Raw genomic sequence first — 14,114 nt, 5'->3', positions numbered from 1 at the left:
GGAGGGCTGAATGGCTGACGCCAAGATCATCCTGCGCGATACGTCGGCGGTAAGCTCAGGGCCTGCCGATGTCGAGCGCAAGCTGAGCGTGCTCGAGCTGCTGTGGAATGACGGCTTCTTCCGCAAGACCCTCATCATCGTCGTGCTCGCGGCGATCTGGCAGGCCTATGGCAGCTATCTCGACAATCCGCTGCTGTTTCCGACCTTCTCCGACCCCATCGCAGCGCTGTGGGAGAAGGTGCGCGACGGCACCATCCCGATGCGCGCCTGGACGTCGCTAAAGGTGCTGTTCATGGGTTATGCGGCCGGCATCACGCTCGCCGCCATCCTGACCGTGCTGGCGATTTCGACCCGCATCGGTACGGACTTCCTCGAGACGGTCACCGCGATGTTCAACCCGCTGCCGGCCATCGCACTGTTGCCGCTGGCGCTGATCTGGTTCGGGCTCGGCAGCGGCAGTCTCGTGTTTGTGCTGATCCATTCGGTGCTGTGGCCGGTCGCGCTCAATACGCATTCCGGCTTCAAGAGCGTGTCGAACACGCTGCGCATGGTCGGCCGCAATTACGGCCTCACCGGCTTCTCCTACGTGATCCGTATCCTGATTCCTGCGGCCTTCGGCGCCATCCTGACGGGCCTCAAGATCGGCTGGGCCTTCGCCTGGCGCACCCTGATCGCCGCGGAGCTGGTGTTCGGCGTCTCCTCCGGTCAGGGCGGCCTCGGCTGGTTCATCTTCGAGAACCGCAACCTGCTCGAAATTCCCGCCGTCTTCGCCGGCCTTCTGACCGTCATCCTGATCGGCCTCGTGGTCGAGAACCTGATCTTCCGGACCATCGAGCGCAAGACCGTGTTGACTTGGGGCACCCAATCATGACCGAACGCAAGCAACCCGATCAGCTGCGCAGCGCGCGCTGGTTCGCGCCCGACGATCTCCGCTCGTTCGGCCATCGCTCGCGGGTGATGCAGATGGGCTATGCCCAGGAGGAGTGGAAGGGCCGTCCGGTCATCGCCATCGTCAACACCTGGTCCGATGCGCAGCCCTGCCACATGCACTTCAAGCAGCGCGTCGACGACGTGAAGCGCGGCGTGCTGATGGCCGGCGGCTTTCCGATCGAGCTGCCGGCGCTGTCGCTGTCGGAGTCGCTGTTGAAGCCGACCACCATGCTCTACCGCAACATGCTGGCGATGGACGTCGAGGAGCTGTTGCGCAGCCATCCCGTCGACGGCGTCGTGCTGATGGGCGGCTGCGACAAGACCACGCCGGCGCTGCTGCTCGGTGCCACCAGCATGAACCTGCCGGCGATCTATCTCCCGGCAGGGCCAATGCTGCGCGGCAATTGGAAGGGCAAGACGCTCGGCTCCGGCTCTGACGCCTGGAAGTATTGGGACGAGCGCCGCGCCGGAAAGCTGTCGGATACCGACTGGAACGCGATGGAGGCCGGCATCGCCCGTAGCCACGGCACCTGCATGACCATGGGCACGGCCTCGACCATGACCGCGATCGCGGAAGCGATCGGCATGACCTTGCCCGGCGCCTCGTCGATTCCTGCGGCTGATGCCGAGCACATCCGCATGAGCTCGGAATGCGGCCGCCGCATCGTCGAGATGGTGTGGGAGGATCTGACGCCGTCGAAAATCCAGACGCGCGAGGCGTTCGAGAACGCGATCGCGGTGGCCATGGCGATGGGCTGCTCCACCAATGCGATCATTCACGTGATCGCGCAGGCGCGCCGTGCCGGCGCCGCCATCGGCCTCGACGATTTCGAGGCCGCGAGCCGTAAGGTGCCGGTGCTCGCCAACGTCCGGCCAAGCGGCGACATTTATCTGATGGAGGACTTCTACTACGCCGGTGGCCTGCCCGGACTGATGAGCCGGATGAGAGAGCATCTCCATCTCGACTGCATCACCGTCAACGGCCGCACGCTGGGCGACAACATCGCAGGTGCCGGCGTCTATAATGACGACGTCATCCGGCCGCAGTCGAACCCGATCTACCGCGAAGGCGCGCTCGCTGTGCTCAAGGGCAACCTCGCGCCCGATGGCTGCGTCATCAAGCCCTCGGCCTGCGAGCCGCGCTTCCTCAAGCACACAGGTCCGGCGCTGGTGTTCGACGACTATCCGTCGATGAAGAAGGCGATCGACGATCCGAATCTCGACGTCACTGCCGACCACGTTCTGATCCTGCGCAATGCCGGCCCGCAAGGCGGCCCGGGCATGCCGGAATGGGGCATGCTGCCGATCCCGACCAAGCTGGTGAAGCAGGGCGTCCGCGACATGGTGCGCTTGTCGGATGCGCGCATGAGCGGCACGAGCTACGGCGCCTGCATCCTGCACGTCTCGCCCGAGTCCTATATCGGCGGCCCGCTGGCGTTGGTGCAGAACGGCGACCTCATCACCCTCGACGTCGCCGCGCGAACCATCAATCTCGATGTGCCCGAGGACGAGCTCGCCCGCCGCCGCGCCGCCTGGACTGCACCCGCACCGCGCTTCGAGCGCGGCTATGGCTGGATGTTCGCCCGCCACATCAAGCAGGCCAATGATGGCTGCGACTTCGACTTCCTGGAGACCGGCTTCGGCGCGCCCGTGAAGGAGCCGGCGATTTATTAGTTCATGGGGCGAGAGGCAGCGCTCTCGCCACGACCGCAGTGCGCTCCCTCCCCCCTTGTGGGGGAGGGGCGGGGAGGGGGGTACCCCAAGCGACACTGCCTGTGTGGACCCCCACCCCCAACCCCTCCCCGCAAGGGGGAGGGGAGCGCAGCGAGCAAGCCCTAGACATGACCAAACTCAGCACCGCCACCCGCAATAAGCTCAAGACCGTCTCGACCGCCACCGTCGCCACCGCGCTGTTCAAGCGCGGGCTGCGCATCCAGTGCATCCAGAACGTCCATCCGCTGAGCCCGCAGCAGCCGACCATGGTCGGCGAAGCCTTCACCTTGCGCTACATCCCGGCGCGCGAGGATCTGAACACGATCGAGGTCTTCCGCGACCGCGGCCATCCGCAGCGCAAGGCCGTGGAGGACTGCCCGCCCGGCGCGGTGCTGGTGATGGACAGCCGCAAGGACGCGCGCGCGGCGTCCGCGGGCGCCATTCTCGTCAGCCGGCTGCAGCAGCGCGGCGTCGCCGGCGTCGTCACCGATGGCGGCTTCCGTGACGCCGCCGACATCGCCAAGCTCGGCATTCCTGCCTTCCACCAGCGGCCGAGCGCACCGACCAATCTCACGCTGCATCATGCCATCGAGATCAACGGCCCAATCGCCTGCGGCGACGCGCCGGTGTTTCCCGGCGACGTCATTCTCGGCGACGCCGACGGCGTCATCGTGATTCCTGCCCATCTGGCTGACGAGATCGCGGACGAAACCTTCGAGATGACCGCCTTCGAGGATTTCGTCGCCGAGCAGGTGGCCCAGGGCCGCTCCATCCTCGGCCTCTATCCGCCGACCGATCCACAGACCCCCGCCGACTTCGCGGCATGGCGGGCGAAGAACAACAGGTAGGTGTCAAACCCTCGGCTGTCGTCCCGGCCTTGAGCCGGGACCCAGCCACAGGGCGGTGTGATAACGAAGGACGTAGCCCCGGCGTGCTCAACAACCTCCGGCCGTGGTTATGGGTCCCGGCTCAAGGCCGGTACGACACCGTTGATGTGGTGAGCTGCCGGGCAATCAGTTCACGCTTGCCGGTCGCCGCTCAGACCGTCCGGTCCGCCAGCCCCACCGCCCACAGCGCGAACGCATAGACGATTGCGACTTCGTCCAGCCGATTGAACCTGCCCGATGCGCCGCCGTGGCCGGCGCCCATGTTGGTGCGGAGCACGACCGGGCCGCCTCCGGTCATCGTCGCGCGCAAACGCGCGATCCATTTTGCCGGCTCCCAATAGGTGACGCGCGGGTCGGTCAGGCCGGCCATCGCCAGGATCGCCGGATACTCCTTGGCCGCGACGTTGTCGTAGGGCGAGTAGGACAGGATGGTGCGGAAATCCTTTTCGCTCTCGATCGGATTGCCCCATTCGGGCCATTCCGGCGGCGTCAGCGGCAGGGTGTCGTCGAGCATCGTGTTGAGCACGTCGACGAACGGCACCTCAGCGACGATACCGGCGAACAATTCGCCCGAGCGGTTGGCGACCGCGCCCATCAGCATGCCGCCGGCACTGCCGCCATGGCCGACGATGCGCTTCGCGCTGGTGTAGTTCGCCGCGATCAGCGCGCGGGCGCAGGCCGCGAAATCGTCAAAGCTGTTGGTCTTCTTCTCGCGCTTGCCGTCGAGATACCAGCCCCAGCCCTTGTCGGTGCCGCCGCGAATATGCGCGATGGCGTAGACGAAGCCGCGGTCGACCAGCGACAGCCGGTTGGCCGAGAACGATGCCGGCATCGCATGGCCGTAGGAGCCGTAGCCATACAGCAGCAGCGGCGCGGAGCCGTCGACCTTGAAGTCGCGCCGGTGCAGCAGCGACACCGGCACCTCGGCTCCGTCGTCAGCCTTGGCCATGATCCGCGTGGTGACGTAGTCGGCCGGATCGTGTCCGGAGGGAATCTCCTGGCGCTTGCGCAGGGTCTTGGCGCGCGTCACCATGTCGTAGTCATAGACTTCCGACGGCGTCGTCATCGACGAATAGGCAAAGCGCAGGTTGGTGGTGTCGAACTCGTAGGAGCCCATCGCGTCCAGCGAATAGGCGCCCTCGGCGAAGGCGATCGCGTGCTCATCGCCGGACTTCAAATCACGGATCACGATCGACGGCAGCGCATTGGCGCGCTCCAGCCGCACCAGATGGCCTGCATAGAGATCGTGGTCGAGCACGTAGATGCCGGCGCGGTGCGGAATGAGGTCGCGCCAATTGCTGCGCTCGGGCGATGCCAGCGGCGCGGTGACGATCTTGAAGTCGATCGCGCCGTCGGCGTTGGTGAGAATGAACAGCTCGTCACCGCGATCGGCGATCGAATATTGCACCCCATTCTCGCGCGCCGCGACCAGACGCGGCGGCGCTTCGGGATGATCGAGATCGATCAGCCGCTGCTCTGAGGTTTCATGATCGCCGCCGGCGATGACGCAGAACCGGCCCGAGGTCGATTCGTGCACATGCGTGAACCAGCCGGGGTCCTTTTCCTCATACACCAGCACGTCGTCAGCCTGCCTGGTGCCGAGCTTGTGCCGCCAGACCTGCATCGGGCGATGGTTGTCGTCCAGCTTCACATAGAAGAAGCTCTTGCAGTCGCGCGACCACACCACGCCGCCGTCGGTCTCCTCGACGATATCGGCGAGGTCATCGCCGCCCTCCCAGTTGCGCACGCGGATGGTGAAGTATTCCGAGCCCTTGGTGTCGGCGCTCCACGCCACGAGCTTGTGGTCATGCGAGTGCCGGCTGCCGCCGAACTTGAAATACTCATGACCGCGCGCCAGCGCATCGCCGTCGAGCCCGATCGTCTCCGCGCCGCCGTTGCGTGGCGTGCGGCAGAACAGCTCGTGCTGCCCGCCTTCGCGGTACTTGCGAAAATAGGCGTAGGGACCGTCCGGCGACGGTACCGAGGAATCGTCCTCCTTGATGCGGCCGCGCATCTCCGCCACGATTGTCTTTTGCAGCGGCGCGGTGTGGCCGAGCACGGACTCGGCATACCCGTTCTCGGCCTCCAGATAGGCGCGGATATCAGCATCGAGCAGCGTGGGATCGTGCAGCACCTCTTGCCAGCGCGCATCCTTCAGCCAGGCATAGTCGTCCTGCACGGTGATGCCGTGACGGGTGAAGGAATACGTACGGCGCGGCGCCACCGGCGCCTGGGTGCTGATGTCGGTCATGTCTCTCCTTATGCGGTCACGCTCTCGCCGAGCCACTGGATCGCGGCATCGAGGCCGCCGCGGCCATGCGGGATCTTCAACGCCACCAGCGCCATTTCGATCACGCCGAGCGTGCCCAGCACCATCGGCGCGTTGACATGGCCCATATGGGCGATGCGGAAGGCCTTGCCGCTGAGATCGCCGATCCCGGTGCCGAGCACGACGCCGCACTGTTCCTTGCAATAGGTCTGCAGCACGGCGGGATCATAGCCCTCGCCGACCAGAACGGTGGTCACTGTGTTGGAGCGCTCGGCAGCATCTTCGATGTTGAAGCCGATCACCTGGCCTTCGCTCCACTTCGCCACCGCGCGGCGCACGGCCTCGGCGAGCAAATAGTGGCGGCGGAACGCGTGCGGCAGCCCTTCGCCGAACAACATGTCCATCGCCTGGCGCAGCGCGAACAGCAGATGCACCGGGGCCGTGCCGCCATATTTGCGATAATGCTCGGTCCCCTCGCGCTCGCTCCAGTCCCAGTAGGGCGTGCGCAGATTGGCGCGCTTGTGCGCCTCGAGTGCGCGGTCATTGGCGGCGACGAAACCGAGGCCGGGCGGGGTCATGAGGCCCTTCTGCGAGCCGGACATCGCGACGTCGATGTGCCAGGCGTCCATCTCGAACGGCATGCAGCCGAGCGAGGCTACGGTGTCGACCATGTAGAGCGCGGGGTGGCCCGAGGCCTTGACGGCGCGGCCGATCGCCTCGACGTCGTTGACGACGCCCGAGGCCGTGTCGATCTGCGCCACCACGATCGCTTTGATGGTGTGCTCCTTGTCGGCGCGCAGCCGCGCCTCGACCTCGGCTGGCCGCACCGCGCGGCGCCAGTCGCCTCTGAGCACCTCGACCTCGGCGCCCATCGCCTTGGCCGCATTGCCCCAGCCGATCGCGAAGCGGCCGCTCTCCAGCACCAGCACCTTGTCGCCGCGCGACAGCACATTGGAGAGCACGGCCTCCCAGGCGCCATGGCCGTTGGCGATGTAGATGTAGGTCTTGCCCTTGGTGGCGAACAGCCGGCCGAGGTCGGACATGATGCCGTCGGTCAGCTCCACCATCTGCTTGGAGTAGATGTCGAGCGCCGGGCGGTGCATCGCCTGCAGCACCTCGTCGGGCATCGTGGTGGGTCCCGGGATGGCCAGAAACTCCCGGCCCGCGCGAACGGTCATTGTCAGTGTCCTTGGCGATATGGTCTTGCGATTGGGATGGAGACGGGTCCTGGCACGCGGCGGACCCAAGGTAGCTTCAAGGCAGTTTTACGTGGCGAAGCGGCATAAGGAAAGCCGGAGAAGCCGGGAGGCTGGCATGCCTCGCCGGCCCGGCCTAGCGCCGGGTCTCGCGGCAGCCGGCGGCCTCGGCCTCCTCGACCGAGCAGAACCACCGCGTGCCCTTGGCGACATGCATCTTGATCTGCGCGTACCAGCGGCTCGTGGGCGTATGATAGATGCACTCGCCGGCGCCGTTGACGTTGCCCTTGATGGTGCAGTCCGGTGACGGAGCGACGGGACCCGAGGCCGAGGCGAGCAGGATGTTGCGCGCGCCCTCCGGCGGCTTGGTGGCGCCGAGGATCGTGGTCTTCTTGTTGCGCACCCGCCAGTCCCACGGGGCGATGAACGCGCCCTGCCACATGCCGGCCTTGGCGGCGCGCGCCTCGGCCTCATCAGGCTCGTAGTCGTGGGAGATCGTGCGGTAGGCCAGCGCCCAGCCGTTGCGCACCAGCCATTTCTGGATGTCCTCGCCATCGACGTCGCAGCGCGCCACCTGTCGTCCCCGGCGGTCGATCGAGCGCGGATGGCAGACCCAGCTCTTGCCGTCGGCATGCTTGATCAGCTCGTCGCGCGCCGCCACGCCGCAGGTCCAGCGCTCGCCGTCCTTGTTCAGGCAGAGCTGGTCGACCGACGGCGCATCGATGCCGCCAAGCCGGACGCGCGTCGTGCCGATCAGCACATTGTCGGCCTCGCGGACCTTGGCGATGCCAGTGATGTCGGCGGCGGACGCGACGGAGGGAAGCAGCAGGAGCAGCGCGAGCAGAGCGGGTTTCATCGACATGAACGGGCGCGGGTCGTCCTTGGGATGGACAATTCCCGTGATTGTGCGGCGGATTGTCCCGCGGTTCCAGCGCCGCGATTGTCTGTTTTGCTCAACTTCGCGCGATAGTGGGCCTGATAAGTTGAAAAGCGAGCCCGTGAGCCACGGCGACGGTGCGCTCCCCCTCCCCTTGCGGGGAGGGGTCGGGGGTGGGGGTCTCCGGGCGCTGAGCTCAGCCATTATGCGACGCTCAGACGAGCCTTTTGACGGTTCTTTTCCGCAATCGAGGTGCTCAGCAGGACCGCGCATCTCATTGAGATCGCGACTCGTGGACCCCCACCCCCGACCCCTCCCCGCAAGGGGGAGGGGAGTCGACCGCGGTTGGCGTGATATCTCGTTCCATCAACCCACCGCCACCCGCCGCGCCAGCGCCAGGCCCATCAGCACGAACGCCGACGTCACTTCCGGGCCACCCACCAGGATCCGCGTGGGAGTCTTCATCTTGTTCCATTCATACGCGCGGTACGGATGCCGCCGGCCGCCCTCGCCGAATGACGCAACGATGCAATGCACCGCCGGCGCGAAGCTCGCGGCATTGCCGCCGAGATGGCCGAGCGCGATCAGCGCCAGCGCGGCGTCGAACGGGTTCATCTCGCGGCCGACCAGCTCGTCCTCGACATAAGCGAGCACGCGCAACCGGATCAGCTCGAACGCGCCGTCGGGGTCGATCGCCTGGCGTGCGGCCGGCGGCAGCGCCATGAACGCGTGGTAGCAGCGGCCGAAATAGGCGCAGTACAGCTCCGGCAGGTAATAGATGTGCGAGCGCGGATCGGCGAAGGCGCCGCTCGTCACCAGCCGAAGCTGGAAGCCGACGACGCGCCTGACGAAGTCGAGCCGCGCCTGCGTCTCGAGGATCTGCCAGCGCGCGAGATTGCGGAACGAGACCTCGAGCACGTCGAGATTCAAGGTCGGATCGAGGTCGTTGCCATAGGGCCGCTCGCCAGCCAGGCTGTCGATCCAGGTCGCCACCCCGCCCTCATAGTCGATATTGTCGTTGATCGGCACGGTCACGCGCGGCTCATTGCCGCCGGCGCGCACCTGATAGCCGGCGTAGAAATCGACCACCGGCTGGTTCAGGATCGGGTCATCAGAGCCGGCCTGCGTCGCCGCCGAGAACGAGCACGCCGTGGTGTCGCAATCCGGCACGTAGACGCCGAAGCCGAGGTCCTGCTTGATCTGGGTGAAGAAGCGCGAGAACCGCGGATGCGGGTGCGGCGCCAGTGCGGTGACAACGTGATAGTTGTTGCCGTCGGCGCCGCGGACCTCCTCGCGGCTGGTCTTGAGGCAGAACTCGACCATCGCCGCAATCGCCCCGCGCGCTGCGCTGGTCTGTTCTGAGGAGGCAAGCCCGGTCTGGAGATAGCTCAGCAGCGCCTCGGTGAAGAACGCGTCGTAATAGGCCGAGCGATGCCGGATCTGCACCGGCTCCCACATCGGCTCGGCGATGCCGCGCCAGGGCGGATTGATCACGGCGGCGGCCGGCGAGCGGGCGATGAAGACGCGGGCGAGGTTGAACAGCAAGGTGGAGTTCTTGTAGCCGCGCGCGTCCAGGCCTTGCAGCGCCATGAGGACCTCACGGCCCGTCATGTCGGGGTCGCCGATCAGGTTGAACGCGGCGTAGGTCGGGATGAAGCCGTTGCGGCCGAACGAGCCGAGCAGGTCCGCCCCGCAGGCGCGGATCACCCGGTCGATCTCGCCGGCCGGCGGCATCGCCACGGTGCCGGTCCGGCGCGGCGGGGCTGGGTGGCTCAAGGCCACGCTGTCGACCAGCTCAGCAACCGGCCGGCCGACCGCCTGCCAATCCGGCGTCGGATTGTCGCGGGCGAGAACCAGCGCCTGGCGCAGCGCATTGAGGCGTGCGGGATCGTTTAGCTCAGTCAGGCCGGCGCGGCGCAGCAACGTGCGCAGCGCGGGGTTGCCGAGCGCGGTCCGGTAGAATTTCGACAGATGCGGGTCGCCGCTGCCGGGCTGGCGCAGGATGGGATCGCAGACCTCATACAGCGAGGGGCCATCCTTCCGGGCGGTGAGCGCGCGGCAGGCCGCTCCGGCGAAATACTGCAAACTCAACGTCGGGACTCGCGGGTTTTGGGGCAGGGACTGACGCCGGTGCTGCTCGAAACGCCCCGCAAACGGCTCGTCACGCGCATGCATCGATCAAACTGACACTCAAAAGGACGTTCAAACTGACATGCGGCGCGGCCAAAGACAACGTGACCGGCATCACTGCGCGGGCTGTGGATTTGGCGGCAATGTGGCCGCCGAGCGGTCCCGCCGGGGTCGTTTGGAGATCGGCGCCATGGTTAAATTTGCCTTAATTTCCAAGTGCTTGATAAGTCAACGGTGTTCCGATGTTGCCCTGGCGGCGTGATCGGGTTAAGCCTTTCTTCGTTGCGGCGCCGCAAATTGCGCGCAATTCGACGACACATCGTCTCGCAACCCCTCAAACCTCAGAGGCGCCGGCGCGACCAAAGGGTGCGACCCTTTGGATCGACTGGATCGGCTCGGACCAGGATTGACGTGATGACCGCAGGGCAGACCTCTCTCTCTCGCCGTTCGGCCGTGATCGCCGCCGCGCTTCTGTGCACGGTGTCGCTCGCGCTCGGCGCGCATGCTGCCCTGAACAAGCGCGTGTCCGACGGCGTCAAGGCGGCCGCGACCGAGCAGAGCACCGCCGCGACCGGCAATGGCGCGCGCCTCGCGCTGGTCGTCGGCAATGCGCATTATCCCGATGCCAATGCGCCGCTGGCGCAGCCGATCAACGATGCGCGCGCGCTCACCGCTGCGCTGCGTCGCGACGGCTTCGATGTCGACGTCGTCGAGGACGCGACCAAGGAGGACATGACGCGTGCGGTCGCGCGCCTGACCTCGCGCATCAAGCCGGACTCGGTGGTGATGCTGTTCTTCGGCGGCTACGCGATCCAGGCCGGCCGCGAGAGCTACATGATCCCGGTCGACGCCAAGATCTGGCGCGAATCCGACGTGCGCCGCGAGGGCACCAGCATCGAGGGGCTGCTCGACGCCGTCCGCGAGCAGGGCGCCCGCGCCAAGCTGGTCGTGGTCGATGCCTCCCGCCGCAATCCCTATGAGCGCCGCTTCCGCTCCTATTCGCACGGGCTGGCGCCGATCAACGCCCCCGCCAACGCGCTGATCCTGTCGTCGGCCACGCCCGGCAAGGTGCTCGACGATCCCCGCGATCGCAGCAACAGCATGCTCGTCTCCGAGCTGCTCAACCAGCTCGGCCGCAGCCCAAGCGCGGAGACCGTCTTCACCAAGACCCGCAACGCCATCGCGCGCAGCACCGACGGCGAGCAGGTGCCGATGGTGTCGTCCTCGCTGGTCGAGGACATCCGCCTCAGCGCCGACGTGGCGAACGCGGGCAGCTGAGCGGCGGCCACGCAGTCCCTCTCATCCTCTCTGCAATATCTCGACTAGCGCTCTTGTTAGTTGTGGCGCCGCAGGCCGTGTTGCTTGCTCGCTGCCAAGCGCCGAGAGGGGCCGACCGCCCGAGTCATCCGGGGCCGGTGCAAACCTCTCCCCGCTCTTTGCGGGGAGAGGTCGGATTGCGCAGCAATCCGGGTGAGGGGCATGGCACGAGCGCAATCCAGATCTGAACTCCATCGGACGGGCACGATGGCTCCAGGGTGATTGGGCGACGGTCGCGTGTACCGCTGCACCTCCCGTGCGCCGCCCCTCACCCCAGCCCTCTCCCCGTGAAGAACGGGGAGAGGGAGCGCAACGTCCGCTTCGCCGCCCTCAATTGCTCGCCATCACCGGGCGCACCGGGTCGCCTTCGCGCAGCAGCGCGCCGGCGCGGGAGACGACGACGTCGCCTTCGGCGAGGCCGTCCTTGATCTCGACCTGGCCGCCGGCCATCAGGCCGGTCTCGACGCGCTTGGTCTCGATGCGCTGGGCGCGCACCACCTGCACGACGGTGCCGTCGGCGTCGTAGAGAATGGCGGTCAGCGGCACCGCGACGCCGCAGCTCTGGCCGATCTTGATAATCGCGCGGCCGAACGAATTGGCCAGCAGCTTCGCCGTGCCGGTGATGGCGATGAAGGCCTGGCCGAGCTGGCTGTTGGGCTCGACGGTCGGCGCGACGCGACGGATCTTGCCGTCGAGCTCGCCGGCGCCGACGATCCGGATCCGCGCGGTCTGGTTGACCGCGAGCTTGCCGATCTGCGCCGACGGCACCAGCCCGACCAGGTCGTATTCGTTGCGGGCGATGATCGAGAACAGCGCCTCGCCGCGTCCCGAGGCGAACGCGCCGATCGTGGCGGTCGAGGTCAGGATGGTGCCGGCGACCGGCGCCTGGATCATGATCGTGCCGCCCTCGGGCGGCGTCAGCCGCGCCAGATTCTGTCCCGCCGTGACGGTGTCGCCGGCATCGACCATCACCTCGGCCACCTTGAGCCCCGGGCGGTCCGGCCGCACCGCCGTCTCGTCGCGGGCGAGCACCAGGCCGGACACCTCGACCGTATTGTCGAAGCACGCCTTGCTGGCCTTGAGCACGCTGACCGCGGCGCCCTTCGGCGCGTCGGCGTTGTCAGCCACGGCTGCGGCCTGCGTCAGCGCCATGACGGCGATGGCCATGATGGCAAGTCCGGACTTTCCCATGCGAACCGATCCTTGAGACCCAATTCATCGAGCAGGCCTTTCGCGGCAGATAGCAGACGCGCCGCCGCCGGGCCAGCAGACCCGTCTCCTTGCATAGTCGCAGCAGCCCCTGACGACGTTCAGCGCCCACAGCCGCGGGTCCGAACTTATCCCCGGCCGCCACGTTGATGCCGTTTCCCGCCTGATAGGATCACGAATCATGCTTCGGCCCTGGATACCGCTCCTGCTCCTAGTTGCGCTCGCGATGCCCGCCCGCGCCGCGGAGCTGACCGCCGATGCGGTCAACAACGCCGAGCTGCGCAAGCGGGGACCTGCCGAGGAGAAGATGGATCCGGTGGCGATCCGCGCCCAGGTGCTGCTCGACCGCGCCCATGTCTCGCCGGGCGAGATCGACGGCCGCTTCGGCGACAACGCCCGCAAGGCGCTCGATGCCTTCGCCCGGGCCAAGGGCCAGCCGAGCGGATCGAAGCTGACGCCGGAGCTGTGGGACGCGCTGCGCCAGGACCCGGCGCCGGCGATCGTCACCTACAAGATCACCCGCAACGACCTGAAGGGACCATTCCTGAAGAAGCTGCCGAAGCGTATGGAGGACATGAAGGACCTGCCGCGGATCGGCTACACCTCGCCGCGCGAGGCGCTGGCGGAAAAGTTTCACATGAGCGAGGCGCTGCTGACAGCGCTCAATCCCAACAGCAAGCTCGACAAGGAAGGCGAGGAGATCGCTGTCGCCAACGTGCTCAAGCCGGACGAGACGGTGCCGGAGATCACCAGGCTCGACATCGACAAGACGACCGAGACCGTGCAGGCCTTCGACAAGGACGGCAAGCCGGTGGCCGTGTTTCCCGCCACCGTCGGCAGCGACGACAAGCCGACGCCGGTCGGCAGCTTCAAGGTCGATTCGATCGATGCCAATCCGAACTACCGCTACAACCCCGACTACAAGTTCAAGGGCGTGAAGGCGCGCAAGCCGTTCACCATCAAGCCCGGCCCCAACAACCCCGTCGGGTCCTATTGGATCGGCCTCTCCATCGGCAACGGCTACGGCATCCACGGCACCGCCGAACCCTCCAAGGTCGGCAAAACCGAATCCCACGGCTGCGTCCGCCTGACCAACTGGGACGCGACCTTCCTCGGCCAGCATCTGTCGAAGAAGGCGGTGGTGGAGCTGCGGTGAGCGCAGTACTCATGACTGCGCCCTCTCCCCTTGCGGGAGAGGGCATGCACACTGGATCAACAAACTGGCTTGGGTGAGGGGTCTGTTTCCGCGAGTGTTGCCCGCGGAGCGAGACCCCTCACCCGACCGCATGCGCGGACGGGCCGAACATGCCCTCTCCCGCAAGGGGAGAGGGCGCTGTATCGGGCAATGCGCTCGCTGCTGGCGTTTGGTTTGTGGGTGGCGAAAGTAGTGCGCCTGGCTGTTAGTTCGACGTGTTATGAATCGGGCGCCGCAACTGCCTTGTATGACTATGCCGAGGTTGATCTCAGCATTGAAGGCTCCATCTGGCGCAGTGCTCATGACTGCGCCCTCTCCCCTTGCGGGAGAGGGCATGCACGCTGGATCAACAAACTCGCTTGGGTGAGGGGTATCTTTCCACGAGCGTCGT

The 14,114-nt window shown here is 66.7% G+C and carries 10 protein-coding genes; 5 read left to right on the top strand and 5 right to left on the bottom strand.

Translation table 11 applies throughout. The annotated features are described in order from the left end of the window. The first annotated feature begins 10 nt into the window (after positions 1–10). The 3 genes from ACVILH_RS05720 (at position 11) to ACVILH_RS05710 (ending at position 3,491) form a co-directional block, all read left to right on the top strand. A complete protein-coding gene (locus tag ACVILH_RS05720; protein ID WP_456712031.1) occupies positions 11–871 on the top strand; it encodes an ABC transporter permease in 861 nt (286 codons plus the stop codon). Next, positions 868–2,604: an L-arabinonate dehydratase gene (gene araD, locus ACVILH_RS05715; RefSeq protein WP_456712030.1), complete on the top strand. Its 1,737-nt coding sequence runs from the start codon at positions 868–870 to the stop codon at positions 2,602–2,604. Before ACVILH_RS05720 ends, araD begins: the two co-directional genes overlap by 4 nt. A gap of 167 nt (positions 2,605–2,771) precedes the next feature. Then, positions 2,772–3,491: a ribonuclease activity regulator RraA gene (locus tag ACVILH_RS05710; protein ID WP_456712029.1), complete on the top strand. Its 720-nt coding sequence runs from the start codon at positions 2,772–2,774 to the stop codon at positions 3,489–3,491. Between the two features lie 190 nt (positions 3,492–3,681). Here the strand turns inward: ACVILH_RS05710 and ACVILH_RS05705 are convergent, their stop codons facing one another. The 4 genes from ACVILH_RS05705 to ACVILH_RS05690 all read right to left on the bottom strand — a co-directional run bounded on the left by ACVILH_RS05705 (position 3,682) and on the right by ACVILH_RS05690 (position 9,963). Further along, entirely contained in the window at positions 3,682–5,781 is a 2,100-nt protein-coding gene (locus ACVILH_RS05705) for a S9 family peptidase (RefSeq protein ID WP_456712028.1), read from the bottom strand. Between the two features lie 8 nt (positions 5,782–5,789). Beyond that, on the bottom strand, positions 5,790–6,977 hold the full coding sequence (locus tag ACVILH_RS05700; RefSeq protein ID WP_456712027.1) for a pyridoxal-phosphate-dependent aminotransferase family protein: 1,188 nt from the start codon (positions 6,975–6,977) through the stop codon (positions 5,790–5,792). Between the two features lie 154 nt (positions 6,978–7,131). Further along, a complete protein-coding gene (locus ACVILH_RS05695) occupies positions 7,132–7,857 on the bottom strand; it encodes a thermonuclease family protein (RefSeq protein ID WP_456712026.1) in 726 nt (241 codons plus the stop codon). Positions 7,858–8,238: 381 nt separating this feature from the next. Next, positions 8,239–9,963: a hypothetical protein gene (locus tag ACVILH_RS05690; RefSeq protein WP_456712025.1), complete on the bottom strand. Its 1,725-nt coding sequence runs from the start codon at positions 9,961–9,963 to the stop codon at positions 8,239–8,241. A gap of 453 nt (positions 9,964–10,416) precedes the next feature. Between ACVILH_RS05690 and ACVILH_RS05685 the strand changes: the two genes are divergently transcribed. Further along, complete coding sequence (locus tag ACVILH_RS05685; protein WP_456712024.1) at positions 10,417–11,280, top strand: caspase family protein; 864 nt, start codon at positions 10,417–10,419, stop codon at positions 11,278–11,280. Positions 11,281–11,649: 369 nt separating this feature from the next. Here ACVILH_RS05685 and ACVILH_RS05680 read toward each other — a convergent pair whose 3' ends face one another. Continuing rightward, entirely contained in the window at positions 11,650–12,510 is an 861-nt protein-coding gene (locus ACVILH_RS05680; protein ID WP_456712023.1) for an efflux RND transporter periplasmic adaptor subunit, read from the bottom strand. 199 nt (positions 12,511–12,709) lie between these two features. On the opposite strand from ACVILH_RS05680, the gene ACVILH_RS05675 reads away from it, so the two are divergent. After that, positions 12,710–13,684 (top strand): L,D-transpeptidase family protein, encoded by a 975-nt coding sequence (locus ACVILH_RS05675; protein ID WP_456712022.1) that lies wholly within the window; start codon positions 12,710–12,712, stop codon positions 13,682–13,684. Positions 13,685–14,114 lie beyond the last annotated feature (430 nt).

It is taken from the genome of Bradyrhizobium sp. USDA 4353 (assembly GCF_054063215.1).
This window is presented reverse-complemented; position numbering and strand designations above follow the sequence as displayed.

Coding starts and splice junctions, on each gene's coding strand:
- ACVILH_RS05720 (WP_456712031.1), top strand. CDS start 11: ATGGCTGACGCCAAGATCATCCTGCGCGATACGTCGGCGGTAAGCTCA.
- araD (WP_456712030.1), top strand. CDS start 868: ATGACCGAACGCAAGCAACCCGATCAGCTGCGCAGCGCGCGCTGGTTC.
- ACVILH_RS05710 (WP_456712029.1), top strand. CDS start 2,772: ATGACCAAACTCAGCACCGCCACCCGCAATAAGCTCAAGACCGTCTCG.
- ACVILH_RS05705 (WP_456712028.1), bottom strand. CDS start 5,781: ATGACCGACATCAGCACCCAGGCGCCGGTGGCGCCGCGCCGTACGTAT.
- ACVILH_RS05700 (WP_456712027.1), bottom strand. CDS start 6,977: ATGACCGTTCGCGCGGGCCGGGAGTTTCTGGCCATCCCGGGACCCACC.
- ACVILH_RS05695 (WP_456712026.1), bottom strand. CDS start 7,857: ATGTCGATGAAACCCGCTCTGCTCGCGCTGCTCCTGCTGCTTCCCTCC.
- ACVILH_RS05685 (WP_456712024.1), top strand. CDS start 10,417: ATGACCGCAGGGCAGACCTCTCTCTCTCGCCGTTCGGCCGTGATCGCC.
- ACVILH_RS05680 (WP_456712023.1), bottom strand. CDS start 12,510: ATGGGAAAGTCCGGACTTGCCATCATGGCCATCGCCGTCATGGCGCTG.
- ACVILH_RS05675 (WP_456712022.1), top strand. CDS start 12,710: ATGCTTCGGCCCTGGATACCGCTCCTGCTCCTAGTTGCGCTCGCGATG.